Consider the following 26622-nt stretch of genomic DNA (forward strand, 5'->3'; position numbering starts at 1 on the left):
CACAAAAATTTTTCGGTGCGGCGCCGGCTACATTTGTTAAAACCACCCCGCCCCGGGGGGGCGCGGGGTTCACTAAATAAATGGGGCGCGGGGGGGCCCCCCCCCCGGCGCCCTATGCCAGCTTCGGGAATTCCATGGCAGACTCCACAATATCCGAGACAGCCCGCGTCAGTCCTCGCGCGCCGGAGATCAGCCGCCTTCGGCTGCCACTGCATTGGTTAGGCGTAACTCCGTTCTTCGCTTTCGCACTGGTCTTCCTGATCTTGCCCACGGTCGGGCTGATCGCGGGCGCGTTCAAAAATGCAGCCGGCGACTATACGTTCGACAACATCATAGCGTTGTCGCAACCCAAGCTCGCGGCGGCCTATTGGGTATCCATTCAGATCAGCTTTGTTTCTGCGATCCTTGGCGCCTTGATCGGTCTGGCGATGGCCGTGGCAGTCGTTCGCGGAGGCTTGCCGCCGTGGTTACGCTCGGCAACATTGACCTTCTCGGGCGTCGCCTCGAATTTCGCCGGCGTACCGCTGGCATTCTCGTTCATCGCGACGCTAGGTCGGCTCGGAGTGACGACGATCCTGTTGCGTGACATTTTCGGCATTAACATCTATTCGCTCGGCTTCAGTATCTTTTCGTTCTGGGGTCTGATTCTCACCTACCTTTATTTCCAGATTCCGTTGATGATCGTGATCATCACACCGGCGGTCGATGGGCTGAAGAAGGAATGGGGCGAAGCTGCCGCGACGCTCGGGGCAACCAATTGGCAATATTGGCGCATGGTGGTCATCCCGGTGTTATGGCCGAGTTTTCTCGGTACGACGGTCCTCCTCTTTGCCAACGCGTTCGGGGCGGTCGCAACGGCCTATGCACTGACGGGGCCGTCACTCAACATCGTGCCAATTCAGCTGTTCGCGCAGATTCGCGGCGACGTGCTTTACAATCCGAATCTAGGCTACGCACTTGCATTCGGCATGATCGTCATCACCGGCCTGGCCAATCTCTTCTATATCTTGTTCCAACGGCGAGCCGAACGGTGGCTGAAATGAAGCAAGGCAACCGCTTTTGGGCCTGGCTCGTTTTTGGCGTGGGAACCACTTATTTCGTCCTGCCGCTTGTGGCGACCTTTGAATTCTCCTTGCGTAAGCGGCGAGGGGAATATTCCTTTGACGCCTACCGCTCGGTCTTCGAAGATCCGAATTTCCAGGCGACATTTACCTATTCCGTCGTTGTGGCGGTATTCACCATCCTTTTGGGCGTGCTCCTGGTCGTGCCGACGGCTTACTGGATACGGCTGCGGCTACCGAATCTGCGGCCGGTCGTAGAGTTCATCACCCTGCTGCCGCTGGTTATCCCCGCTATCGTCATCGTCTTCGGCTACATCAGAATGTTCGGTTCGAATTCAGCGTTGCCTTTTCTGGCGACGGCGCGTGGCACCGATGCTCTGCTGGTCATCGGCTATGCAGTGCTGGCGCTGCCTTATATGTACCGGGCGGTCGATACCGGTCTCAGGACCATCGACGTCAGAACGCTCACCGAAGCCGCACAAATCCTCGGCGCCGGCTGGACCACCATCATCGCCCGCATCATCCTGCCGAACGTACTGATCGCTGTCCTATCCGGCGCGTTCCTGAGTTTTGCCATCGTCATCGGCGAGTTCACCATGGCCTCGCTGCTGAATCGCCCGGCCTTCGGCCCCTATCTGCAGAACATCGGCGCCAACAGTGCCTATGAGCCGTCGGCACTGGCGCTCATTTCGTTCGCCATCACCTGGGGCTGTATGTCGCTGATCCAGATCCTGTCGCGTTTTGCGCCGCGATCGGCGAACCGGCCAAACTGATCGAAAAAGTACTGACCGAAAGAAAAGCCATGGCCGAGCCATTCCTCTCCATCCAGCAGGTTCGAAAAGCTTTCGGCGCCACCACCGTCGTCCAGGACTTCAATCTCGACGTCGAGCCGGGCGAATTCGTCTCGTTCCTCGGGCCGTCGGGCTGCGGCAAGACGACGGTGCTGCGCATGGTCGCCGGCTTCGAGGAGCCGAGCGCCGGCAAGATCGTGGTGGCCGGCAAGGACATCACCCGGCTCAAGCCCAACCAGCGCAATGTCGGCATGGTGTTCCAGGCCTACGCGCTGTTTCCGAACCTGACCGTGGCGCAAAACATCGGCTTCGGGCTGAAGGTCGCGGGCATGCCCAAGGCCGATGCCGACAGGCGCGTTGCCGAGATGCTCGACCTCATCAAGCTGCCGCAGATGGGCGACCGCTATCCCTATCAGCTCTCCGGCGGCCAGCAGCAGCGTATCGCGCTGGCGCGGGCGATTGCGCCGAAGCCGAAGCTCCTGCTGCTCGACGAGCCGCTGTCGGCGCTCGACGCCAAGGTGCGCGTGTCGCTGCGCGAGGAAATCCGCTCGATCCAAAAGAAGCTCGGCATCACCACTGTCTTCGTCACCCACGACCAGGAAGAGGCGCTGTCGATCTCCGACCGCATCGCCGTCATGTATGGCGGCAAGGCCGAGCAGGTCGGCACGCCGTTCGAGATCTACAACCGGCCGGCAACCAAGTTCGTCGCCAATTTCGTCGGCACGCTGAACGTGCTCGAAGGCACCGTCACCGACGCGGCGTCGGGCAAGGTACGCGTCAACGCGCAAGAGATCTCGCTCAAGGGCAAGCTCAACGGCTCCAAGTCCGGCGACACGCTGTCGCTGGCACTGCGGCCCGAGGCGATTTCGCTCGGCCGCCATCCTGGCCGAGACTCCAGCCTTTCGGGCGAGATCACCGAAGTGCATTTCCTCGGCTCGGTCATCCGGGTTCGCGTCGGCATCGGCGGCAGCACGGTGTCGCTCGACACGTTCAACAGCCCGGCCACCCCGCCGCCCGCCGTCGGCGAAAAGGCCGAGATTTCGTTCTCGTCGGGCGACATGCTGGTGTTGCACTGACCCGGAGAGAAACCGACAGGGCCGAAGCGTTCAGGCCGGCGGGATAAAAGGCTGCGAGATCGCCTGAAAGACGGGCAGGGCCTCCATCCGAGCGGCATGAGCCTCTAACGCCGGAAGGCCGGCCAGCGGAACCATGCCCGGATGCGCTTCACCAAGGAAACGCAGCACGGCGGCAACCACGACATCGGCATGACCGATGCTATCGCCGAACCAATAGACCCCAGACCTCGCGGCGCGGTCCGCTTCCAATGCAGCCAGGACGCTCTCTATCTGCGTCCGGCAGCGGCCGACCCAAAGGTCGGAGACCTTCTCGTGCAAGCGCTTTTCGTAAAACAGGCTGACGCTCTTGTCGCCGAGCCCGGTGGCCAGGGCCGCAATCCCCAGCGCCTGATGGCGGGCGGGTTCGCCTGTCGGAAACATCCTTCGTTCGACCGCAACCAGGTTGTCCAGATAATCGAGCATCTGGTGGCTTTCCGTCAGCACCTCGCCGTGTCCAGCACCAGTGTCGGCACCCTCGTCAGCGGGTTGTAGGAACGAATCTTGTCGGCATCGCCGAAGGCCGACCATGGCCGATGCTCGAAGGGGAGGCCGTAGAACGTCAGTGCGATGCCGACGCGGCGAACAAAAGGCGAGTCATACTGGCCAATAAGGATCATGATTGCTGTTATACGCCGGCGGCGCCTGAAGTCATACGGTCAGCCAGCCCGGCTGTGCTGGACAATCAACAGCATCCTGATTCTTTGCCACTGCCAACAATCGCGTTTCGTCGCTACGATGAAACATGGCCCTTTTCGAGCTTACCCTTGTTCTCCTGCTCATCGCCGTTGCGCTGACGGCGCTGTCGCGACGGCTGGAGGTTCCTTATCCGTCCCTGCTGGCTCTGGCCGGGGTTGGGATTGCCTTCGTGCCCGGTGCACCGACCATCGAGATCGACCCGGAACTGGCTCTTGCCCTATTCATCGCGCCGGTGCTTCTCGATGCCGCCTATGACACCTCGTTGCGCGACCTGAAGCGCTACCGGCTGTCGCTGGCGCTGCTGGCGCTTGGCGCCGTTGTCTTCACCACTGGGGTCGTTGCAGTCGTGGGCTGGAAGATGGCCGGTCTGCCGATCGCGGCGGCGATCGCGCTCGGCGCCATCGTCGCACCGCCGGACGCGGTGGCGGCAAGCGCCGTGCTCGGGCAGTTCAAGGTGCCGCACCGCCTCACCGCCATCCTGCAGGGCGAGAGTTTGCTCAACGATGCCACTGCGCTGTTGATCTACCGAATCGCGGTTTCGGCTGCCATCGGCTCGGTCATGCTGAAGGACGCTGTACCTGTAATCCTGCTGTCAACGGTTGGCAGCGTTGTCGCCGGCTATCTGTTCGGCCGCTTCTCGCTGCTGACGCTCTCGCGCATCGAGGATGCGGCAAGCAGCACGGTGGTGCAGTTTGCCGGAACCTTTGCCGTCTGGATCATTGCCGACAAGCTCGGCCTTTCAGCCATTATCACCATCGTCGTCTACGCCATCACCATCGCGCGCAGGGCGCCGCGCCGCATGTCGGCCAGAAGGCGCGTCAGCACCTATTCAGTCTGGGAGTCGGCGGTGTTCGTGCTCAACGTGCTGGCTTTCGTGCTGATGGGCCTGCAGGCCCGATCGATCGTCGGCCGGCTCTCCGGCGAAGGGCAAGGCGATGCATTTCTCTTCGCCGCAACGGTACTCATAGTCGTCATCGTCGCGCGCCTCGTCTGGGTAACGAGTTACGTTGCGATCATAAGATGGTTTGCCCGCTTCGACGGCGAAGACAAAAGGCAAGATATGCCGACGTTTCGCGGCGCCGTGCTCGTCGGTTGGTGCGGCATGCGGGGGCTGGTGACGCTGGTGGTGGCCATTGCACTGCCGGCCGACTTCCCCGGCCGCGATCCGATCGTGCTTGCCGCCTTCGCCGTCGTGCTCGGCACGCTGGTGCTGCAAGGCATGACGCTGAAGCCGCTGCTGCGCCTGCTCAACTTCGATCCAGACACGACAGTCGATCGCGAAGTGGCGCAGGCGCGTGTCGCCATCATGCAGGCCGCGCTCAACGTGCTGAGCGGCAAGACATCGAATGCCGCTGCCGCCGTGCGCGAGCAATATACGGCCCAGCGCACGATCGCCGAAAACCCTGGGAACGCGCAGGCGGCGACGGAGTATGACCGGCTGCGCCTCTATGCCATCAACAGCCAGCGCGATGCACTGGAGGAACTGCGCCGGAACGGGACGATCGGTGACGAAGCCTATCATCGCCTGGAGGAAGAGATCGACTGGTCGGAACTGGCGGCGTCGCCGGCCGGGCGGTTCCAGCCGCTGACGACCTAGGGTGTGCTGATATTCAGGTGATGTCGGCCTGACCTGAATCTGAACACACCCTGGCCGGGGAGGGAAGCTGATTGCTGACTATCCGTGCTTGGCCCATACCCACCACCGTAGCGGTCCATTGCCAGGCTGCCGCCGTACCGCTACTGCCATCAGGAAATTGAGCCGGTTAAGCGATGAAGCTGGTCAGCTACAACATCCAGTACGGCTTCGGCAGCGACGGCCGCTACGATCTCTCGCGCGCGGCACGTGTCGTGGCCGGCGCCGACATCATCGCCTTGCAGGAAGTGGAGCGGCACTGGCTGCGCAGCAGCGATGACGACCAGCCGGAACTTCTTTCGCGACTGCTGCCCGAATACTATTGGGTTTATGGGCCGGCCTTCGACATGGACGCCAGCGAGCGGCGTGACGGCCGCATCGTCAACCGGCGGCGGCAATTCGGCACCATGGTCCTGTCCAAGCTGCCGATCGTCTGGTCGCGCCTGCACACGCTGCCGCTGCGCCGCACCGTGCGTCCGCTCAACACCCGCAACGCAGCGCTGGAATGCATGATCCACACCCCTGCCGGTCCGGTGCGGGTGCTGTCGCTGCATCTCGCGCATATCGCTGCCGAAGAGCGGCTGGAGCAGATCGACTATCTGCTCGCCGAGCATCGCCGGGCGCCGTCCGACGGCGGCCCGTGGAGCGGCGCCGACGATGAGCCGGTGCGCAACTGGAGCAATGGCCAGCCGGAGCCGGAAAACCCGCTGGCGGCGATCTGGATGGGCGATTTCAACATGGAGCCAGGCAGCGTCGAGTACCGGCGCATCGTCGGCAGCATGCCCTATCATCGCGGTGCGGCCTATCTCGACGGTTTCGTCGATGCCGCCGCCGTCGCCGGCGAACCAACGTCGGATTTCCACACCCATGTGAAAACCATCGACGGCAGGCTGACAAAGCGCCGGCTCGACCATTGCTTCGTCGGCGGGATGTTGGCGGGACGGGTGCGCTCGGTCAGCGCCGATATCGGCGAAGTCGCTTCGGATCATTTTCCGCTGCGGGTCGACATCGACCTGGAAACGCCCTTCGCGACAGGGATCGGAGGCGCATGAGCCACCGATGACCCTGTCCGTCTTCTTCGCGGTACTTGCCGCCGCCGCCATGCACGCGATCTGGAACGCGCTGGTCAAGGTCCATCTCGACCGCTTCCTGTCGATCACGCTGATGACGCTCGGCATGGGCGCCGTGGCGCTTCTGGCGCTGCCTTTCGTCGAGGTGCCGAGGGCGGAAGTGTGGCCCTATATCATCGCCTCGGTGATCTTCCATATGGGCTACAGGACGTTCCTGATCGGCGCCTACAAGGCCGGCGATTTCGCCCAGACCTATCCACTGGCGCGCGGCACGGCGCCGCTGCTGGCTGCACTTGGCGGCATCGTGGTCGTCGCCGAGGTACCGGCGCCACTCGCTATTCTCGGCATCGTCCTGCTGTCGGCGGGCACGCTGGTGCTGTCGTTTCGCGGCGGCGCACATCTGGAGAGGCTGAACCTGCGCGCGGTCGGCTTTGCGCTTGGCACCTCGATCTTCATCGCCGGCTATACGCTTTCCGACGGCAGCGGCGCGCGGCTGGCCGCTACCGCCTCAAGCTATGCGGCATGGCTGTTCGTCTGTGATGCGGCATGGGCGTTGGTGCTGTGCCTGATCTTTCGCGGACCAAAAGCGCTGCCGCTGCTGGCGCGCGACTGGAAGGCGGGCGTGTACACCGGCGTGCTCAGCGGCGCCGCCTACTGGATCGTGATGTGGGCGATGACCAAGGCGCCGATCGCCTCGGTCGCGGCGCTGCGCGAAACCTCGATCCTGTTCGCCATGATGATCTCGGTGTTTGCGCTCGGCGAGAAGATGACAGGATGGCGCGGTGCCGCCGTGCTCAGCATTGTTGCCGGCGTCGTCGCGCTGAGGCTCGGATAGGCTAAGCGCCTATCTTGAGGTCGAACACCATCAGCCCGTCAGTGCCGCCTTCGAGCGCCGCGACCAGCCGGGCGCCGGCTCGGCTGTGAGCCTCATGCACCAGATAGGCGTCGCGTGCTGCAGCGTCGCTGAAGTCGATGGTGAAGCCGTGCGTGAAGCCGCGCGCGAACGGCTCTGGGCTGACATTAGCGCTGAATTCGACCTTGGCCATGCCGTCGATCACCGACCGCAGCGCCTCGAGATCGGCATGGATCGCCGCGCGCTCGGTGGCGTCGACGTCGTGCGAAATCTGACAAAAACACAGTGTCTGATCATTCTTGAGTCCCTATGCCGCGCGGTTGCCGGAAAACATGACCGGCGGCAGCGGCTCGCGGCCAAGGATCAGATCGGCGCCCTTTTCTCCGACCATGATCGTCGGCGCATTGGTGTTAGAGGAGGGGATGTGCGGCATCACCGAGGCGTCGCAGACGCGCAACCCTTCGATGCCGCGCAGCCTGAGATCCGGCGTCACCACGCTCATTGTGTCATGGCCCATGCGGCAGGTGCCGACAGGGTGGTGGTCGGTCTTGGAACTGCGGCAGGCATAGTCGAACAGCTCGTCGTCGCTGGTGAGTACCGGTCCCGGCAGCACCTCGCGCAGCACGTAAGGGGCTAGCGCTTTCTGCCGCATGATCTCGCGCGCCAGCCTGAGCCCCTTGATCGACATGTCGCGATCGTAGGGATCGGACCAGTAATTCGGGTCGATCAGCGGGTGGTCGGCGGGGTCGGCGCTGTTCAGCCGCACCGTGCCGCGCGAACGAGGGCGCAGGAAAGCCGAGTTCAGCGTCACGCCCGGATTTTTCAGCTTCTCGACGCCGGCCTCGATGCCGGAGCCGAGGCCGAGATGGAGCTGGATGTCGGGCGAGGCGGCGGTGGGATTCGCGTACCAGAAGCCGCCGGTCTCGAACAGGCTGGAGGCAACCGGGCCTTTTTTCAGCAGCAGGTACTGCAGGCCGGCCCACACCGTCCGGTGCAGCTTGGCGTAATTGTCGTAGGTGTGGTCGCCGGTGCATTCGGCAATGACGAACAGGTCGAGATGATCCTGCAGGTTGGAACCGACGCCGGGCAGGTCGTGGACTGGCGTCACGCCGACCGACTTCAGGTGGTCGGCCGGGCCGATGCCCGACTGCATCAAGAGCTTTGGCGAGCCGATGGCGCCGGACGAGACGATGACTTCGCGCTCGGCACGCAGGGTCGTCGGCTGGCCGCCCGGCCTGTCGACGATCTCGACACCGACGGCCCGGCCGTTCTCGACGACGATGCGCGTCACCAGCACGCCGGTCCTGACGGTCAGGTTCTTGCGCTCGCGGATCGGCCTGAGATAGGCGACCGAGGCGGAGGAGCGTCTCGCGTCCTTCTGCGTCAATTGGTAATAACCGACGCCTTCTTGGGCTATCCCGTTGAAGTCCGGATTGAAGGGAATGCCCATCTCCTGTCCAGCGCGGAAATAGGCCTCGCAGATCGGCAGCGGCGCAATCGGGTTCGACACGCCGAGCGGACCCTGGTCGCCGTGAAAATCGTTGGCGTAGCGCTGGTTGTTCTCGGCCCGCTTGAAATAGGGCAGCACGTCGCGATAGCCCCAGCCGGCAAGGCCCTCTTCCTTCTCCCAGGCGTCGTAATCGCGGGCGTTGCCGCGTGTATAGATCTGGGCGTTGATGGAGGAGCCGCCGCCGATCACCTTGGCCTGTGTGTACCGGAAGACGCGGTCCTTCATGTGCTTTTGCGGCACGGTCGACCAGCCCCAGGCGGCGATGCCCTTGGTCATCTTGGCGAAACCGGCCGGCATGTGGATCAGCGGGTGCCAGTCCTTGCCGCCGGCCTCGAGCAGCAGCACCTGATGCGACGGATCTTCGCTCAGCCGGTTGGCCAGGACGCAGCCGGCCGGGCCGGCGCCGGCGATGATGTAGTCGGTCATGGCGTCACCTGTTCACAACCTCGGCACCGACAGCGCACCGTCGACATTGATGATCGAGCCGGTCGAAAAACCGAGCTTGCCGCCGGCGAGTGCCGCCACCGCGGCCCCGACATCGGCGGCTTCGCCCCAGCGCTTCGCCGGCACCAGACCGCCGTCGATCAGCGCGTTGTATTTGGCGGTGACGCCTGATGTCATGTCGGTGCGGACGATGCCCGGCCGCACCTCGAACACACCGATATTTTCGGGAGCAAGCCGCAGCGCCAGGGTCTTCACCCACATCGAAAGCCCGGCTTTGGAGATGCAATAGTCGGCACGTTCCGGCGAGGCCATTTCGGCGCTGACCGAGGTGATGGTGATGATCGACCGGGGGTAAGCACCCGGCTCCGCAAGCATCGCCTTGGCAACGGCCTGGCTGAGGAAGACGGTGCCGCGCAGATTGATGGCGAGGATCCGGTCGAAATTCTCCGGTTTCAATTCCAGCAGGTCGCCGCGTATGACGGCGCCGATGCCGGCATTGTTGATGAGGCAGTCGATGCGGCCGAAGGCGCTTGTCGCGGCATCGACCAGTGTGGCATGGCGGTCGAGATCGGCGATGTCGCCGCAATGGTAGGCGAATTTCGCGCCGCGGGCAGTGATGTCAGCGGCAAGTCCGTCGGCGGCTTCTTCGGCAAGATCAACGACAAGGATGTCGAAGCCCGCATAGGCCAGCGCTTCGGCGCAAGCAAGGCCGATGCCGCGCGCGCCGCCGGTAACGATGGCTGCCGGGCGGCTCATGCGACAAGCTCCGTCTTGCGGATGTGATCGGCGACGCGCAGCGCTTGTGCTGCGATCGACAGTGCCGGATTCACCGCGGCCGAGTTCGGCAGGAAGCTAGCGTCGACGACAAACAGGTTGTGGTGGTCGAACGAGCGGCAGAACGGGTCGAGCGGCGAGGTTGCCGGATCGTCGCCCATCTTGACGGTGCCGCACTGGTGCGATGGCGTGCGCTTGTCGAAAGGCCGCGACAGGACGATCGGGTAACCGCAGGCACGGAAGTTCTCGCGCATTACCTTGGTCAGCCCGTCGAGCGACTGCATGTTGGAGCGCCGCCATTGCATGACGATGTCCTTGCCGTCGACCATGAAGCGGCTTTCGGGATCGGGCAGGTCCTCGCACATCAGGTACCAGTCGACGGCGTGGCCGGCCATGAAATCCAGCGCGAATTTGGGTGCAAGCTTGACGTTGGCCCTCAGGATATAACCGTCGATCTTACCGAGAAGCTGGACGTTGCCGAGCGGCTTGCCGCCCTTGCCATCGGACAGATAATAGTCGTTGAGCATCAGCGTCTTCTGGTAGACGGATGTGTTCCTGCGGCGCGGGTCGATCGCCAGCATGGCGCTCGAATTGTGGTTCATGAAGTTGCGGCCGACCTGGTCGGAACGATTGGCGAGGCCATTGCCGCCTCCCTTACTGCTGGGGGAGGGCGAGCGCAGCAGAATGACCGCCGAATTGACCGCGCCGGCCGAAAGGATGACCAGTTTCGGCGTCACTTTCATCAGCGTGCCATTCTGGCGATACTGAACGGCGGCGATCGTCCTGGCATCCGATGACGCTTCGAGACATTCGACATGGGCACCCGTCTCGAGCCTGATATTCCGGTCGGCAAGCGCTGTCACCAGCGGCCCGGTTTGGGCGTCGACCTTGCCGGTCCCGGTGTTGGGGAATGCGTCCCAGCCTGTCTTGCCGTCCTTTAGCCAGGCATCGATGTCGACGCCGAGCGGCAGCGATGCCGGATGCAGGCCAAGGCTCTTGAGTTCGGCGCGGGCGCGGGCGATGGGCGGCTCGTCCGGCACCGGCCCGAAGGCATAGGGGATCGAGTGGAACGGCTCGGTCGGGTCTTCGCCGAGTGCGCCGCGGACGCGAAAAAGCTGCTCGGCCTTGGAATACCAAGGCTCGAATTCCTCATAGGAGAACGGCCAGGCCGGCGAGACGCCGCCATAGTGCTCCATGGCCGAAAAGTCTTCCCTGCGGTAGCGGATCAGCACCGCGCCATAGAATTTCGAATTGCCGCCGACATAGTAGTAGTTGCCGGGATTGAACGCAGCACCCCCGGCCTCGCGCCACATCTCCTTCGGCCGATAGTGGCCGTCGACGAAGATGGCGCGCGTGTCGCGCGTATGCGGCGTCGCCGGCAGGGGTTCGCCGCGCTCCAGCATCAGGATCGAGGCGCCACTGCCGGCAAGGCCGGAAGCGATCGTGGCGCCGCCGATGCCGGAGCCGATGATGACGATGTCCGGGTTTGTCATGGCTGTCAGAGGATACGGTTCTCGGTCGCCGGATCGAAGAACACCGCCTTGGTCAGGTTGAAGGCGAGCGGCGTGACCGTGCCCGGCTGGATATTGGCGTCGGCGCGCAGCCGCGCCACCACCGCCTTGCCGCCGAGATTGGTGACGGCGAAGGTATCGGAGCCGGCCGGTTCCACGACTTCGATGTGACAGTCGGCGGTGGCGATGTTCGATGCGTTGCGTTCGGCGCCTTCAGGATCGGTCAGGGCCTCGGGGCGGACGCCAAAAATGATCGGCTTGCTGTGGAATGCCGACAGACCCGTCGGCGCATCGGCCAGCGGCAGCGAGATCGGCTCGCGCGCCTCGCGCTGCAGCACCACGGAAAGGGCATTGCCATTGCCGCCGATCGTCGCCGGAATCAGGTTCATGGCCGGCGAGCCCATGAAGTCGGCAACAAACAGGTTGGTCGGGTTGTTATAGATTTCGGCCGGCGTGCCGAACTGCTGCACCTCGCCATCGCGCATCACCGCGATCTTGGTGGCCAGCGTCATCGCTTCGATCTGGTCGTGGGTGACGTAGACGATTGTCGTGCCGGTGGTCGCGTGCAGCCGCTTTATCTCGATGCGCATGTCGACGCGCAGCTTGGCGTCGAGATTGGAGAGCGGCTCGTCGAAGAGAAAGAGCTTGGGGTAGCGCACCAGCGCACGGCCCATGGCGACGCGCTGGCGCTGGCCGCCGGAGAGCTGGCTTGGCTTGCGCTGCAAGAGGTGGCCGATCTGCAGCACCTTCGCCACCTTGTCGATCGCCTTCTGGCGCTCCGCTGCCGGCACGCCGCGCATCTCCATGCCGAAGGCAATGTTCCCCGCGACGGTCATGTTCGGATAGAGCGCGTAGCTCTGGAAGACCATGGCGATGTCGCGTTTCGAGGGGTGGAGATCGTTGATCGTCCGTCCGTCGACACGGATTTCGCCTTCGGTGATGGTTTCGAGGCCGGCGATGGTGTTGAGCAAGGTCGACTTGCCGCAGCCGGACGGGCCGACCAGCACCAGGAAGCCGCCCTTTTCGAGATCGACGTCGATGCCCTTCAGGATCTCGACCGATCCGAACCGCTTCCTCAGCCCATTAATTTCGAGAAAAGCCATTCGATTATCCTTTGACGGCGCCGGCCATCAGGCCGCGCACAAAATAGCGGCCAGCGACCACATAGACGAGAAGGGTCGGCAGTGCGGCGATCATCGCTGCCGCCATGTTGACGTTGTATTCGACGACACCGGTCGAGGTATTGACGACGTTGTTCAGCGCCACGGTCATCGGCATCGCGTCACCGGTGCCGGCATAGGCCGAGGCGAACAGGAAGTCGTTCCAGATGTTGGTGAACTGGTAGATGACGGTGACGACGAAGATCGGCATCGAATTCGGCAGCATGATGCGCCGGAAGATCTGGAAGAAGCTGGCTCCGTCGACCTGTGCCGCCTTGACCAGTTCGGTCGGGAACGCCTCGTAATAATTGCGGAAGAACAAAGTGGTGAAGCCGAGCCCATAGACGACGTGGACAAAGACCAGGTTGACTGTCGGATTGCCCAAGCCGAATGAAAATCCCGTTGCGTTTCGCAGCGTCACGCCGAAACGGCCGAGGCTGCCGAGGATCGTCGCCATCGGCAACAGCACCGACTGGAAAGGGATGAAGCAGGCAAACAGCATCAGCCCGAAGACCAGCGTGTGGCCGCGGAAGCGCCATTTGGTCAGGACATAGCCGTTGAGCGCGCCGAGCAGCGTCGAGATCAGCACCGCCGGAACCACCATCTTGATGGAGTTCCAGAAATAGCCCTTGATGCCGGCGCAGGTCAGGCCGACGCAGGTCTCGCCCCACGCCTTCAGCCACGGCTCGAAGGTCGGCGCCTGCGGCAGCGCCAACATGTTGCCGTTCTGGATCTCGTCCATCGTCTTGAACGAAGTCACCAGCATGACGAACAGCGGCATCAGGTAGAACAGCGCGAACAGCGCCAGCAGGCCGTAGATGACGATGCGGTTGACGGTCCTGGCGCTGATGCCGCCAGTGCTAGCGGGCGAGGCAATGACGCTCATCGCGGTCGCTCCCTGAGCTCGGAATAGAGATAGGGCACGATGATCGCGGTGATGGTCATCAGCATGATCACGGCGCTGGCCGAGCCGACGGCCATTTCGTTGCGCTTGAAGGTGTACTCATACATGAAGTTCGACGGCAGCCAGGCCGAGCCGCCCGGCCCGCCGCTGGTCAGTGCTACGACCAGATCGTAGGACTTGATGGCGAGGTGCGCGAGCACGATGAAGGCCGAGAGGAACACCGGCCGCAGCAGCGGGATGACGATGCGGCGATAGAGCTGGAACGTGGTTGCGCCGTCGATCTGCGCCGCCTTCATGATCTCGCCGTCAATGCCGCGCAGGCCGGCGAGGAACATCGCCATGATGAAACCCGACGCCTGCCAGACGCCGGCGATCACCACAGTGTAGATGACGAAATCCTTGTTCTTGATCCAGTCGAAATGGAAGCTCGTCCAGCCCCACTGGTGCAGCGTTTGCTCAAGGCCGAGGCCGGGATCGAGGAACCATTTCCAGGCGACGCCGGTGACGATGAAGGATAGCGCCATCGGATAGAGATAGATCGGCCGCAACATGCCTTCGCCGCGGATCTTCTGGTCGAGCAGGATCGCCAAGAACAGGCCGAGCGCCAGGCAGATGAAGATGTAGAGGAAGCCGAAAATGCCCATATTGATGATCGACGTGTACCAGCTTGACGGCGGGTCGCTCTCGAAGGTCCAACGCCACAGCCGCTGATAGGCACGCGGCCCGGTCAGCTTATAGGACGGGAAGGTCTTGGAATTGGTGAAGGACAGATAGACCGTCCACAGGATGAAGCCGTAGACGAAGACGATGGTGATCGCAAAGCTTGGCGCCAGCACGACCTTCGGCAAGGCGTCCTGCAGGCGCGAGCGCACCGAGGCGCCCGGGCGCGCATTATGCTCCGGCGTCAGCTTGATCTGGGTCGCGACCGTAGTCATGGGCTCCTCCCTCTCGGGTCCCTTCACCGCCAGGCGGGGAAGCATAGCCCCGTCGAGACGGGGCGTGTTGGTTGATCGCCGGCGCCATTCCGACCAGAGGCCGACCATCCTGGCTTGGTGGAACCTTCCCCACCGGAGCGGGGAAGGTCCTTTCATGCTGGTTCCTATTTGGCGTCTTCGATTGCGTTAACCAGCTGGGTCACGGCCTCGTCCGAGGTCTTGATCTGGCCGTGGACGAATTTCGAGACGACGTCCTTGTAGGCATTGGCGACGGCCGGCGGCGCGCCATAGCCTTGCGCCAGCGAACCGAACAGCGTGCCGCCTTCGTTGGCGGCCTTCAGGTCGGCCATGCCCTTCTTGCCGCAAGCGTCGAAGTCGGTGTCGGGCACGTCGGTGCGGGCCGGGACCGAGCCCTTGACGACGTTGAAGGCCGACTGGAAGCTCTTCGACAAAGTGGCGGTGGCCAAGGCGGCCTGCGCGGCCTTGCGGTCCTCGGGAACGTCGAACATGCCGAACATGTCGGAGTTGTAGACCACGCTTCCGTCGGTGCCCGGGAAGCGGTAACACAGGAAGTCGGTGCCCGGGGTCTTCTTGGCGGCGTTGAATTCGCCCTTGGCCCAGTCGCCCATGACCTGCACCAGCGCATCGCCCTTGATGACCATGGCGGTGGCAAGATTCCAGTCGCGGCCGGAGAAGTTCGGGTCGACATAGGTGACGAGCTTGGCAAGATTGTCGAACGACTTCTTCATCGTGTCGGACTTCAGCTGCTCCTCGTCGAGGTCGTTGAAGGCCTTCTTGTAGAACTCAGGTCCGCCGGTCGACAGCACGACCGAATCGAACATGGTGGCTTCCTGCCAGTTCTGGCCGCCGAGCGCGAGCGGGATAACGCCCGCCGCCTTGGCCTTGTCGAGCAGCGCGACGAAGTCGTCGAAGGTCTTCGGCTCGGTGCCGCCGATCTTGTCCATCACCGCCTTGTTGATCCACAGCCAGTTGACGGAGTGGACGTTGACCGGAGCCGCGACCCACTTGCCGTCATAGACCGAGAATTTCTGTAGGGCGGCCGGAACGGATTTGTCCCAGCCTTCCTTTACCGCCGTCTCGGTCAGGTCGCCCATCACGCCGGCCGCGGCATAATCGAGCACGGTATAGCCGAGCATCTGGGAGGCGGTCGGGTAGTTGCCGGCCGCGACCATCGCCTTCAGCGCGGTCATGGCGGCGTCGCCGCCGCCGCCGGCCACGGGCACGTCCTTCCAGGCAAAGCCTTGCTTGGCCAGATCCTCCTTGAGCACGTTCAAGGCAGCCGCTTCGCCGCCAGACGTCCACCAATGCAGCATCTCGACTTCCTTGACGTCCTGGGCATGGGCCGCGAACGCAAGACCCGAGCCGAGAGCCGTTCCGATAAGCAATTTGCGCAACATGTACTTCCTCCCTTGTTGCAGCTACACGACCGGCGATTGTCCGCCGGGTTCTTCCCAACTCAGCCGACCCACCATCCGGTGCGCTGGCCGCGATGAAACTGGATTGTCTTTTCTTCGGTATAGTCCTCAACGGCGCGCTTGCCGAGTTCGCGTCCCAGACCGGACTGCTTGTAGCCTCCGAAAGGCAGCTCGGGATAACCTTCCATGAACGTGTTCACCCAAACGGTTCCCGAACGCGCATTCCGCGCCACCGACATGCAGGTGTCGATGCTGGCGCTCCACACGCCCGCCGATAGACCATAAGGCGTGTTGTTGGCGATGCGCAACGCCTCTTCAATCGATCCAAACGTCAGCACCGACAGCACCGGTCCAAACACTTCTTCACGCGCAATGGCCATGTCTTCGGTGACGCCGCGAAGGATGGTCGGATCGAGATATTGACCGGCACTGGAGGCGATTTGCTTGCCGCCGCTATAGATGCTGCTGCCGTCGCTTGCCGCCGCCGCCACGTAGCCGGTCACCTTGGAAAGGTGCTCGGAAGAGATCATCGCGCCGACCTTGGTGCTGATATCGAGCGGATCGCCGACGGTCACCCTTGCGGTGAGCGCCTTCACTGCGCCGAGGAAGTCGTCGGCTATCGCCTCATGAACGATCAGCCGGCTGCCGGCGTTGCAGCATTCGCCGGCGTTGAAGAAGCCGCCGAACACCGCCGCGTCGGCTGCCGCTTCGAGGTCGGCATCTGGAAAGACGATCTGGCCGTTCTTGCCGCCAAGCTCCATTGAGACCTTCTTCAGCGAGTTCGCAGCCGACGCCATCGTCATCTTGCCGACTCGGGTGGAGCCGGTGAACGACACCATCTCGACCAGCGGGTGGCTGACCATCGGCGCGCCGACATCGGCGCCCAGGCCGGCGAGGATGTTGACGACGCCGTCCGGCAAGCCGGCCTGCATCAAGATGTCGCCGAGCACGAAGGTCGAGGCCGAGGTCATCTCGCTCGGCTTGACCACCGCCGTGCAGCCGGCGGCGAGCGCGAACGGCAGTTTCTGGCTGACGATGAGGAAGGGAAAATTCCACGGCGTGATGATCGAGACGACGCCGATCGGTTCACGCAGCACGACGCCCAGCATGGCGTCGCCGAGATTGGCGTAGGTTTCGCCATGGAGCGTGCGGGCAAGCGCCGCGGCATAGCGCCAGATGTCGACGGCGCCGCCGATCTCGCCGCGCGCCTGGGCGATCGGCTTGCCGGATTCCAGCACGTCGAGCCGGGCGATCTCCTCGAGCCGCGCCTCGATCAGGTCCGCCGCCTTGAGCAGGATCGCTGCGCGCTCGCCGGCCTTCATGTGCGGCCAGGGGCCGGTCACGAAAGCCTTGTGCGCGGCGGTCACCGCCGCCTCGACGTCCGCTTCGCCGGCTTGCGCATAGCGCGAAACGGTGAAGCCGTGGCCGGGACTGTTGCGCTCCAGCGTGCGGCCGTCGCGGGCATCGACGAACTTGCCGTCGATCAGCAGCCGGTAGGTCTTCGGCGTCGCGGCTGCCTCGGCGGGCATGGCGATGGTGAGGGGCAAGTTCATGTGATTTCCAGGTTCCGCTCGCATTCTATGATCTTGAAAACGCTGGTTTCTGCTTGGCCTTGAAAGCGTCGACACCAGCCTTGAGATCGCCGGTCAGCGCGATGAAGCCACTGGCCAGCGCCTCTGTCGCGGCAGCACTTTCCTCGCCCTCGGCGACCGCGATCATCAGCTTGGCGGCCTGCGTTGCCAGCGGGCCGCGCTCGGAGATCTTGCCGGCCCAGGCCTTGGCCTCGATGAACGCCTTGCCCGTGTCGACCACCCGGTCGACGATGCCCAGAGCGAGTGCTTCGGCCGCCACGAACGTCTCGCCGCCGATTGCCATGCGCCGCACCGTCTGCGCGCCGAAGCGGCGCACCGCGCGCTGCGTGCCGGACCAGCCGGGCACCACGCCGATCGAGGTTTCCGGGAAGCCTAATTTCACCTGCGCCTCGGCGACCCGGAAGTCGCAGGCGACCGCCAGTTCAAGCCCGCCGCCCAGCGCATGGCCGGACAGCACGGCGATGGTCGGCTGCCGGAGCCGCGCCAGCCGGTCGAAGACGCGGTGGCCATAGCGCACCCATTGCACCTGGAAATCGGCGGCACTCATTCGCGACCACGCTTCGACGTCGCCGCCGGCGCAAAAGCCCTTGCCTTCGCCACACAGCAGCACGACGCGGACGCCGTCCGCGGCCTCGGCCGTATCGAGCGCGGCTTCCAGCGCGCGCAGCATCGGGATGTCGAGCGCGTTGAATTTCTCCGGCCGGCGAAGCGTGACGATGCCGAGGTCGCCGTCGGTTTCAAAGGTGACGAGACGCTCAGCCATGCGCGCCTCCAAGCGAGGCGCCGCCATTGAGCGACAGTCCGATCGGCCGGTCACGGTAGAGCGCGTCCGGCGTGACTTTCAGGTCGTTGGCGACGGCGAGCGGAATCTCGGCCTGCGCCAGCACGTCGCGCTGAAGATCGATACCGGGTGCCAGCTCAGTCACCATCAGCCCATCCGGCGTCAGCTTCATCACGCAGCGTTCGGTGACATAGGTGATGTCCTGTCCTTGCGCGACCGCGCGCTTGCCCGAGAAGGAGATGTGCTCGACCTCGCCGACCACTTTCTTGACCTTGCCTTCCCCGTCGATACTGATGCCGCCATCGGCCAGCGACAGCTTGGCCCCGGCATTGAAAAAGCCGGAAAACACGATCTTCTTCGCCCGCGCGGTGATGTCGACAAAACCGCCGGCGCCGGCGGTGACATGCGGCCTGGCCGAAAGCTTCGACACGTTGACCGAGCCATTGCGATCGATCTGCAGGAAGGACAGCAGCGAGGCGTCGAAGCCGCCGCCCTGGAAGTAGATGAACTGGTGTGGCGAAGGCATGAACGCGTCGGCGTTCGACGAGCAGCCGAACTTGAAATCGAGCAGCGGCACGCCGCCGACCGCGCCCTGTTCGATTACCCAGGTGACCTTGCCGTGCTGGCCTTCCTCGATAAGGATGCGCGGCACGTTGGCCGAGATGCCGAAGCCGATATTGACGGCCATGCCGTCGGCAAGCTCCATCGCGACGCGCCGCGCGATCACCTTCTGGACGCTCATCTCGGCGTTGCGGAAAGTCGACAGCGGCCGGAAGATCTCGCCCGAGATCGCCGGATCGTAGGGTGTCAGCGTCGTCTGCAACTGGTCGGGCGCCACCACGATATGGTCGACCAGCACACCGGGCACGCGCACGTCATGCGGCTTCAGCGTGCCGTTCTCGACGACGCGCTTGACCTGCGCGATGACGATGCCGCCGTTGTTGCGGGCGGCGAGCGCCTGTTCCAGCCCGCCGAGATAGGCGCCCTCGTGCTCATAGGTCAGGTTGCCGCGCTCGTCGGCCGTCGTCGCCCGGATGATTGAGACGTCAGGCACGATCGAGCGGAAATAGAGCCATTCCTCGCCGTCGAACTGCTGCACCGATACGATCGGCTCGCTGGCGGCCGCGTTCATGGCACAGCCCTGATGACGCGGGTCGGCGAAGGTATCGAGGCCGACCTTGGTCAGCACGCCAGGGCGCTTGGCCGCAGCCTCGCGGTGCATATCGAACAGGATGCCTGAGGGCACGTTGTAGGCGGCGACCGAATTGTCGCCGATCATCTTCCATATCTGCGGCGGCTCCGAAGATGACGGGCCGGACGGATAGGAGCCGCACAGCGTGCGCTTCAACAGGCCGGGCTTGGCCAGATGGTCGATACCCTTGATGCCGTACATGTCGCCGGCGGCGATCGGATGCAGCGTCGTGATGTTCTTCGGATGGCCTTCCGCGTCGAAGCGCTCGCCGATCGCGGCGAGTACCGCATCCGGGCAGCCGAGACCGCTCGACGACGACACGGAAACGACCATGCCGTCCCTGATCAGGCTGGCGGCTTGCGCTGCGGAGATGAGCTTGCTCACCCTGCCCCCCCGAGTTTCGGATCGATCGCGGCTGATTTGCCGGACTTGGCGGATTGCAACGCCGCTTCGGCTGAAGTCAGCGACCAGACGCCGTCCTCGCCGGTCGCCGACGGCTGGCCTTCGCCACGGATCGCCGCATGGAACTGGCGCAAAGACCTGACATAGAGATCTTCGCGGTCGAAGCTCAATTCTTCCTCGCCCTGTGCCGTGCGCAGCAGCACAGAGCCGATCGGCTTCTGCGTCATCACATCTTTCGCGATCAGGGAGCCTTCGCTGCCATGCACCTCGAAGCCGGTGCCGGCGAATTTGGTGGTGAAGCCCTCATGCGACTGGGCGATGATGCCCGATTTGAAGCGCCAGATGCACATGGCGCCGTCCTCCAGGCCGCCGGCGGCCATGCCTGCGGCCTGGGTGAACGCCGAAACCTCGAGCGGATCGTCGTCGAGCACGAAACGCAGCGTGTCGGCATCGTGCACGGTGATGTCGAGCACCACGCCGCCGCCGGCTTCCGGCCTGGTGATGCGCCAACCCTGCAAATTCTCAGGCAGATAGACCGAGTGGAAGACGCGCGCGGCGATCGGCTTGCCGATGCGGCCGCCGGCAATGGCTTCGCGCATCGCCCGGTGCGCGCCGGCATTGCGCAGATGATGGTTGGTGCCGAGCACGATGCCGGCCGCCTTGGCGGCGGCGACCATTGCGCGTGCATCGGCGCTGGTCAGCGCCAGCGGCTTTTCGCACAGCACATGTTTTCCCGCCCTGATGGCGGCTAATGCCTGTTCGAGATGCAATTCGTTGGTGGTCGAGATGTAGACGGCGTCGATGCCGGAGCCGCGCAATTCATCGAGCGTCGAGACGGCGAGCGGAATGCCGTTGTCCTTGGCATAGGAAGTGGCGCGATCCGGGCTGGAACTCATCACCGCCGTGATCTCGCTGTTCGGTTGCGCGCGGATGGCATTGATCATGAATTGCCTGGCGATCGTGCTTGCGCCGATCAGTCCCCATTTGACGGTCATGCCGCGTCTCCCATTCCAGCGCGGCGATCAGGACCGCAACTGTCCCTGACGACGAGGTTGACGGCGCCGATATGATCCTCGGCGCGCGTGGTGCGCGACTGGATCATCTTCAGCATGACATGGGCGGCGCGCTCGCCCAGGCCTGCCGAATCCACCGCGACGCTGGTCAGCGCCGGCATGTAATGCTGGGCTTCGATCACGTCGTCGAAGCCGACGACGGCGAAATCCGCGCCGGGCTCGAGGCCGCGCTTGCGCAGCGCCAACATGACGCCGAAGGCGACCGCATCGTTGAAGCACAGCGCCGCGGTCGGCGGCTCGGCCATGGCGAGGGCCGTCTCCAGGCAGGCAATGCCGCCCTTGCGGCTGGTTTCGCCTTCGACGACGAGTATATCGCGTTTGGCGATGCCGAGCCCCTCGCAGGCCTCGCGAAAACCGCCCAGCCGCTCGTGATAGACCACCAGATCCGATGAGCCGCCGAAGAAGGCCAGCCGGCGATGCCCTTTGCCGATCAGATGGGCGGTGGCGAGCCAGGCGCCGCGATGATTGTCAGGCGCGATCACCGGGATGCGGCTTTCAGGAAGGCGGCGCATGGTGAAGACGATCGGAAGCCCCGCCGTCTCGATGCGGCGGAAAGCACCGGGCGTCGTGCCGCGCGCCGGCGACACGATCAGCCCGGCGACACCTTGCTCCATCAGCGATTTCAGCACCTCTTCCTGGCGCACCGGGTTCTCCGCCGTGTTGGCGATGAACGGCACGATGCCCGCCGACTGGAAGACACGCTCCATGCCGACCGCCATTTCGGCGAAAAACGGGTTGGTAAGGTCGTTGATGACCATGCCGATGACGTTGGAGTGGGCCTTGCGCAGATTGGCGGCGCCGCGGTTGTAGACATAGCCGACATCCTCGATCGCCTTGCGAACCTTCAGCGCGGTCTCAGGCCGGATCAGACCGCTGCCCTGCAGCACGAGCGACACCGTCGACTTGGACACGCCCGCCTCACGGGCAATGTCGAGTATCGTCGCCTTGGGCCTGCTGGCCATCCCGATCGTCCTCCGGTATTTTCTGGTCGAATTTATTGGAACGTTCTAATTCCGTGCTGCATTTGAGTCAATCAGGATTTTCTCGAATCCAGAAAACGAGTACCCCGCGGCTGAGGACGGTGCACTCAAAGGGCTTTGTCGCTGCGAGGCAGCATTTCGGGGCATGGATTGAGGATCAAAAGGTTCTTGATTTATTGGAACGTTCCATTTATAGCCGCGACCAAGGGAGAGATCGATGGACATTGCCTTGCCCGGGGAGGGCGGTCGCAGCACTCGCTACCGCCTTGTCGGCCAGCCGGCACAGCCGGTGATCGGCGCGCGGTTTTCGCGCATCGCCTATGCCGCCGCCCATGTCGTTGCCGATCCCCTTGAGATGACCGATCCATGGGCTCATCCAGCGGTCGACTGGGAGCGCACGATGGCGTTTCGCCATCATCTGTGGCGGCTCGGCTTCCGCATCGCCGAGGCGATGGATACCGCACAGCGTGGCATGGGTTTCGACTGGACAAACGCCAGGGAATTGATCCGCCGCTCGATCGCCGAGGCGCGAACCGTCGAGGGCGCCGACCTCGCCTCAGGTGCCGGAACAGACCATCTGGCGCCAGGCGCCGTCAGGACACTCGACGATGTCATCGCGGCCTATGAAGAGCAGTTCGATTTCATCGAAGGCCTGGGCGGCACGGCGATCATGATGGCCAGCCGCGCGCTGGCGGCTGTCGCCAAGGGTCCCGACGACTATATAAGCGTCTATGATCGCATCCTGTCCCAGGCATCCGGCAAGGTCATCCTGCACTGGCTGGGCGGCATGTTCGATCCGGCGCTGAAGGGTTATTGGGGCAGCCATGATTTCGACACCGCGCTCGACACGGTCGTCGCCATCATCGAACGCCACGCCGGCAAGGTCGAGGGGATCAAGATATCGCTGCTCGATGCCGGCAAAGAGGTTGCCCTGCGCAACCGGCTGCCGGAAGGGGTCGTCATGTTCACCGGCGACGACTTTAACTACCCCGAGCTGATCGCCGGCGACGGCGAAAGACATTCGCATGCGCTGCTCGGGATTTTCGACGCCATTGCGCCGGTCGCCAATGCCGCGCTGGCGAAACTGGCCGCTGGCGACCGCCCAGGCTATGACGCGCTGATGGCGCCGACGGTATCTCTGTCGCGGAAAATCTTCGAGGCGCCGACCGAGTACTACAAGGCCGGTATCGTCCTCATGGCCTGGCTGAACGGCCACCAGGACCATTTCTCGATGATCGGCGGCATGCAGTCGGCGCGCGGCATTAGCCACTATGCGGATGTGTTCCGTCTTGCCGACCAGGCCGGATTGCTGGCCGACCCGGAGCTTGCCGTCGCAAGAATGAAGAACCTGTGCGCCGTGGCGGGCGTCTGAGCGCCAACCGCAAGAAGAGCTCGCCCGAATCTCCGATTTGCCTTGTCCGGGCAAATCTGTATGCGCTATGCGTCCGACGCAGGACCATCTGGCGCGGCGACGCCAGTGGTCATAGCGACCGTTCTGCATAGGGATACGCCAATGGACTTCGACCTTCAGGGCAAGCGCGTTTTCGTGGCCGGGCATCGCGGCATGGTCGGATCGGCCATATTGCGCAGGCTGGCGGACGAGGACTGCGAGGTCCTGACCGCATCCCGCGATGAACTCGACCTGATGGACCAGGCCGGCGTGCGGCGCTGGATGGCAGACCACAGGCCGGATGCGGTGGTGATGGCTGCGGCTAAGGTCGGCGGTATCCTGGCAAACAACAGGTTGCCGGTCGATTTTCTGCAGGACAATCTCATCATGCAGACCAATGTCATCGAGAGCGCTTTTCGCAACGAGGTGCAGAAATTGCTGTTTCTCGGTTCGTCCTGCATCTATCCGAAGTTTGCGGCACAGCCGATCTCCGAGGACGCCTTGCTGACCGGTCCGCTCGAACCGACCAACGAATGGTACGCGATCGCCAAGATCGCTGGGCTGAAACTGTGCCAAGCCTATCGGCGCCAATACGGTGTCGAGTACATCTCGGCGATGCCGACCAACCTCTATGGCCCCGGCGACAATTTCGACCTCTCCACCAGCCATGTCGTACCAGCCCTTATGCGCAAGGCGCACAAGGCCAAGCGGGCCGGCGACAAAACCCTGGAGGTCTGGGGATCGGGCACGCCGATGCGCGAGTTCCTGCATGTCGACGACGCCGCCGACGCTCTGGTCTGGCTACTGAAAAACTATGCCGGCGACAGCCACGTCAATGTCGGCTCGGGCGAAGACATCACCATTGCCGAGCTGGCCCGCACCATGCTCTCCGTCGTCGGCGCCGACGCGGTGCTCACATTCGATGCGACGAAGCCGGACGGCACGCCGCGCAAGCTGATGGACGTGTCGCGCCTGTTTGCCACGGGCTGGCGCCCGCGGTACTCGCTTCAGAGCGGATTGGAACAGACCTATGCCTGGTTTCTCCAGCATATCGAGACAGGTGACCTCCGCCTCGGCGCGGCCTGATCCTCAACGACGCTGATTGCCGCACCAGACATGACGGCTTGGGCGGCCGTCTCTTGGCCATGGCCAATGCAAAGTCGCTCGCCGACACGCTTGGATACCGTTTCGGATTGACCTAGAGGAGCGATGCCCTCACCCAAATTTCATGTTTCATGTCGTCGATGTAGTCGAAAAGATATTCTCTGCCGACTTTATTGAGAAGCATTGGCTGGGCGAGAAAATCAAGGCGTCCGATTTTGGCATTCTCGAAAATGCGGCATTCACGCGGTCCAGCCCGGAAGCGCCCTTGAGCGAGGATATCTGCGGGATACGGCGGATTGTCTGGATGGTGGGCGTGACAGGGATTGAACCTGTGACCCCTGCAATGTCAATGCAGTGCTCTCCCGCTGAGCTACACGCCCATCCGAAGCCGCGCATACACCATTTTTGCTACGGCGCGTCAATAGCAGGAAAAGGGAAAGAAAGGTTCGCCTTGCCACGCCGTCGAAGGCGCGCTGAAGCCGTGCCGGAATCGGATCAGGCTGCCTGCAGCATCTTTTCGACCTCGTTGACGAGGTCGCGCAGATGGAACGGCTTCGACAGCACCTTGGCGTCTTTCGGCGCCTTGGAATCCGGATTGAGCGCAACGGCGGCGAAGCCGGTGATGAACATGACCTTGAGGTCGGGATCGATCTCGGTGGCGCGGCGGGCGAGTTCTATGCCGTCCATCTCCGGCATGACGATATCGGTCAAGAGCAGCGAGAAAGGCTCTTCGCGCAGCCGCTCATAGGCGCTGGCGCCATTGTCGAAGTCGCTGACTTGGTAGCCGGCACGCTCCAGCGCCTTGACGAGGAACCGGCGCATGTCATCGTCGTCTTCCGCCAGTAGAATGCGTGCCATCTTTTCCCGTCCGAATCACCCGTCCGAGTCTGCCGTGGGGCAGCCCGTTAACCATCCTGTATATGAGGAGGTGAGGGTAAACATCAAGTGAACGATAAAGGCCCGATCGGCCTTTAACAAAGCGGCCCGGACGCCGAAACGCTGGACATGCGGCCGGCGAGGTGGCACGTTTCCAACCATGATGCATTGGTGTTTCCGGATTCGTTCAAATTGAAAACGGCAGCCGAGGATTTTTCGGTCGTTCCTCCCTTCGAAATCCGGTCGGGCGCCGAACAGCGCGTCCCCTTCCTCTTCAACTCGCCGCATAGCGGCCGTCACTATCCGGACCGGTTCCTGGCGATGGCAAGGCTGGATCGAAACGCCATCCGCCGCTCCGAGGATTGCTACGTCGACGAATTGTTCGGCGGCGCCGTCGCGCTCGGCGCGCCGATGCTGGCGGCAAACTTCCCGCGCGCCTATCTCGACGTCAACCGGGAGCCGTGGGAACTCGATCCGCGGATGTTCGCCGAACCCGTGCCGTCCTTCTGCAACATCCGCTCGGCACGCGTGGCCGGCGGGCTTGGCACCGTGCCCAAGCTGGTGGGAGAGGGGCTCGAAATCTATGCCGGCCGCTTGCCACTGGCGGAAGCCGTCGCGCGTATCGAGGCTGTCTACAAGCCTTATCACGAGACGCTGAAACGGCTTTTGACCAGGACCCATGCGCGGTTCGGCTTTGCCGTGCTGATCGATTGCCACTCGATGCCGGCGAGCATCAGGGTCGGCGACAGCGGTGTCAGGCCCGACTTCATCGTCGGCGACCGTTTCGGCATCTCCGCCTCGGCAGCGTTGACCGAGACGGCGATCGGCCTGCTGATCGGCATGGGCTACACCGTCGCCCATAACAAGCCTTACGCCGGAGGCTTCATCACCGAGCACTATGGCCGCCCCGTGCGCCATCTCCATGCACTGCAGATCGAGGTCAATCGCGGGCTTTACATGAACGAGCGGACGTTCCAGAAATCCGCCGGCTTCGATGCACTCGCCGACGATCTGGCACAATTCTCGGCCGATCTGATGGCGATGCCCGACCACCATTTTATCGATCTGCCGCTTGCCGCCGAATGATGCCGAAAATCGAAACGAGACCTTGCGCCAGATAAAGGCGTCGACGTGCGGGTCGGGGAAGCGCAATCCGCTGGATGCCACGCCGAAAAAAAGACCGCATCGTTTGCACGACACGGTCGAAGTCTAGGGAGGAAACGCCCAAGGAGGGCATGGACAGGAAAGCCTGTCCGAGAACAAATCTATTGTGCGATGCACAAATGTCAAGCCGTCGACCGGAGTTTTTAATTCACGGTGATGTGGAAACTGAATTCGA

General features: G+C 63.4%; 23 protein-coding genes, 1 tRNA gene and 1 pseudogene. 9 read left to right on the forward strand and 16 right to left on the reverse strand.

What is annotated here, in order from left to right:
• Nucleotides 1-134: 134 nt before the first annotated feature.
• The 3 genes from AC0L14_RS10355 to AC0L14_RS10365 are packed head-to-tail and all read left to right on the forward strand — an operon-like array spanning nt 135 to nt 2928.
• The gene (locus AC0L14_RS10355; protein ID WP_473749388.1) at nt 135-1043 is read left to right on the forward strand and encodes an ABC transporter permease; all 909 of its coding nucleotides are present in this window, start codon (nt 135-137) and stop codon (nt 1041-1043) included.
• Nucleotides 1040-1834, forward strand: coding sequence for an ABC transporter permease (locus tag AC0L14_RS10360; RefSeq protein WP_473486395.1), 795 nt, complete (start codon nt 1040-1042; stop codon nt 1832-1834). Before AC0L14_RS10355 ends, AC0L14_RS10360 begins: the two co-directional genes overlap by 4 nt.
• Before the next feature lie 29 nt (nt 1835-1863).
• Entirely contained in the window at nt 1864-2928 is a 1065-nt protein-coding gene (locus tag AC0L14_RS10365) for an ABC transporter ATP-binding protein (RefSeq protein WP_473749389.1), read from the forward strand.
• A gap of 30 nt (nt 2929-2958) precedes the next feature.
• Here AC0L14_RS10365 and AC0L14_RS10370 read toward each other — a convergent pair.
• A pseudogene (locus AC0L14_RS10370) lies at nt 2959-3584 on the reverse strand (glutathione S-transferase family protein).
• A 125-nt stretch (nt 3585-3709) separates the two neighbouring features.
• Here AC0L14_RS10370 and AC0L14_RS10375 point away from each other — a divergent pair.
• The 3 genes from AC0L14_RS10375 (at nt 3710) to AC0L14_RS10385 (ending at nt 7201) form a co-directional block, all read left to right on the forward strand.
• Nucleotides 3710-5260 (forward strand): cation:proton antiporter, encoded by a 1551-nt coding sequence (locus AC0L14_RS10375; protein ID WP_473749391.1) that lies wholly within the window; start codon nt 3710-3712, stop codon nt 5258-5260.
• 173 nt (nt 5261-5433) lie between these two features.
• Entirely contained in the window at nt 5434-6348 is a 915-nt protein-coding gene (locus AC0L14_RS10380; RefSeq protein ID WP_473749392.1) for an endonuclease/exonuclease/phosphatase family protein, read from the forward strand.
• 7 nt (nt 6349-6355) lie between these two features.
• On the forward strand, nt 6356-7201 hold the full coding sequence (locus AC0L14_RS10385) for an EamA family transporter (RefSeq protein WP_473749394.1): 846 nt from the start codon (nt 6356-6358) through the stop codon (nt 7199-7201).
• A gap of 1 nt (nt 7202) precedes the next feature.
• Here AC0L14_RS10385 and AC0L14_RS10390 read toward each other — a convergent pair whose 3' ends face one another.
• From AC0L14_RS10390 to AC0L14_RS10450, 13 genes are all read right to left on the reverse strand, one after another.
• Nucleotides 7203-7505: a Dabb family protein gene (locus tag AC0L14_RS10390; protein WP_473749534.1), complete on the reverse strand. Its 303-nt coding sequence runs from the start codon at nt 7503-7505 to the stop codon at nt 7203-7205.
• A gap of 21 nt (nt 7506-7526) precedes the next feature.
• Nucleotides 7527-9155: a GMC family oxidoreductase gene (locus AC0L14_RS10395; RefSeq protein WP_473749395.1), complete on the reverse strand. Its 1629-nt coding sequence runs from the start codon at nt 9153-9155 to the stop codon at nt 7527-7529.
• A gap of 12 nt (nt 9156-9167) precedes the next feature.
• Entirely contained in the window at nt 9168-9929 is a 762-nt protein-coding gene (locus tag AC0L14_RS10400) for a 3-ketoacyl-ACP reductase (RefSeq protein WP_473749396.1), read from the reverse strand.
• Complete coding sequence (locus tag AC0L14_RS10405) at nt 9926-11440, reverse strand: GMC oxidoreductase (protein ID WP_473749397.1); 1515 nt, start codon at nt 11438-11440, stop codon at nt 9926-9928. The genes AC0L14_RS10400 and AC0L14_RS10405 overlap by 4 nt, the downstream gene beginning before the upstream one ends.
• A 5-nt stretch (nt 11441-11445) precedes the next feature.
• Nucleotides 11446-12561, reverse strand: a complete 1116-nt coding sequence (locus tag AC0L14_RS10410; protein WP_473749398.1) for an ABC transporter ATP-binding protein — start codon at nt 12559-12561, stop codon at nt 11446-11448.
• Between the two features lie 4 nt (nt 12562-12565).
• The gene (locus AC0L14_RS10415) at nt 12566-13504 is read right to left on the reverse strand and encodes a carbohydrate ABC transporter permease (protein WP_473749399.1); all 939 of its coding nucleotides are present in this window, start codon (nt 13502-13504) and stop codon (nt 12566-12568) included.
• The gene (locus tag AC0L14_RS10420; RefSeq protein WP_473749400.1) at nt 13501-14457 is read right to left on the reverse strand and encodes a carbohydrate ABC transporter permease; all 957 of its coding nucleotides are present in this window, start codon (nt 14455-14457) and stop codon (nt 13501-13503) included. The genes AC0L14_RS10415 and AC0L14_RS10420 overlap by 4 nt, the downstream gene beginning before the upstream one ends.
• A 164-nt stretch (nt 14458-14621) precedes the next feature.
• Nucleotides 14622-15875: an ABC transporter substrate-binding protein gene (locus AC0L14_RS10425; RefSeq protein WP_473749401.1), complete on the reverse strand. Its 1254-nt coding sequence runs from the start codon at nt 15873-15875 to the stop codon at nt 14622-14624.
• Nucleotides 15876-15934: 59 nt separating this feature from the next.
• On the reverse strand, nt 15935-17446 hold the full coding sequence (locus AC0L14_RS10430; RefSeq protein ID WP_473749402.1) for an aldehyde dehydrogenase family protein: 1512 nt from the start codon (nt 17444-17446) through the stop codon (nt 15935-15937).
• A 25-nt stretch (nt 17447-17471) separates the two neighbouring features.
• Nucleotides 17472-18248, reverse strand: a complete 777-nt coding sequence (locus AC0L14_RS10435; RefSeq protein WP_473639704.1) for an enoyl-CoA hydratase/isomerase family protein — start codon at nt 18246-18248, stop codon at nt 17472-17474.
• Nucleotides 18241-19842 carry an acyl CoA:acetate/3-ketoacid CoA transferase gene (locus AC0L14_RS10440; protein WP_473749404.1) on the reverse strand — a complete coding sequence of 534 codons (1602 nt, stop codon included), beginning with the start codon at nt 19840-19842 and terminating at the stop codon, nt 18241-18243. The genes AC0L14_RS10435 and AC0L14_RS10440 overlap by 8 nt, the downstream gene beginning before the upstream one ends.
• Nucleotides 19839-20855: a Gfo/Idh/MocA family protein gene (locus AC0L14_RS10445; protein WP_473486409.1), complete on the reverse strand. Its 1017-nt coding sequence runs from the start codon at nt 20853-20855 to the stop codon at nt 19839-19841. The genes AC0L14_RS10440 and AC0L14_RS10445 overlap by 4 nt, the downstream gene beginning before the upstream one ends.
• The gene (locus tag AC0L14_RS10450; protein WP_123149668.1) at nt 20852-21895 is read right to left on the reverse strand and encodes a LacI family DNA-binding transcriptional regulator; all 1044 of its coding nucleotides are present in this window, start codon (nt 21893-21895) and stop codon (nt 20852-20854) included. The genes AC0L14_RS10445 and AC0L14_RS10450 overlap by 4 nt, the downstream gene beginning before the upstream one ends.
• A 235-nt stretch (nt 21896-22130) precedes the next feature.
• Here AC0L14_RS10450 and AC0L14_RS10455 point away from each other — a divergent pair, with 235 nt between their 5' ends.
• The gene (locus AC0L14_RS10455) at nt 22131-23285 is read left to right on the forward strand and encodes a dihydrodipicolinate synthase family protein (RefSeq protein ID WP_473486410.1); all 1155 of its coding nucleotides are present in this window, start codon (nt 22131-22133) and stop codon (nt 23283-23285) included.
• A gap of 141 nt (nt 23286-23426) precedes the next feature.
• Nucleotides 23427-24389 (forward strand): GDP-L-fucose synthase, encoded by a 963-nt coding sequence (gene fcl, locus AC0L14_RS10460; protein WP_473486411.1) that lies wholly within the window; start codon nt 23427-23429, stop codon nt 24387-24389.
• Between the two features lie 323 nt (nt 24390-24712).
• Here the strand turns inward: fcl and AC0L14_RS10465 are convergent.
• Both AC0L14_RS10465 and cpdR read right to left on the reverse strand, forming a co-directional pair.
• Nucleotides 24713-24787, reverse strand: a tRNA-Val gene (locus AC0L14_RS10465).
• Between the two features lie 115 nt (nt 24788-24902).
• Nucleotides 24903-25265 (reverse strand): cell cycle two-component system response regulator CpdR, encoded by a 363-nt coding sequence (cpdR, locus tag AC0L14_RS10470; RefSeq protein ID WP_006199474.1) that lies wholly within the window; start codon nt 25263-25265, stop codon nt 24903-24905.
• Between the two features lie 147 nt (nt 25266-25412).
• Between cpdR and AC0L14_RS10475 the strand changes: the two genes are divergently transcribed.
• Nucleotides 25413-26369: an N-formylglutamate amidohydrolase gene (locus AC0L14_RS10475; RefSeq protein WP_473486412.1), complete on the forward strand. Its 957-nt coding sequence runs from the start codon at nt 25413-25415 to the stop codon at nt 26367-26369.
• Nucleotides 26370-26622 lie beyond the last annotated feature (253 nt).

The sequence above is a fragment of the Mesorhizobium sp. WSM4841 genome (assembly GCF_055811515.1).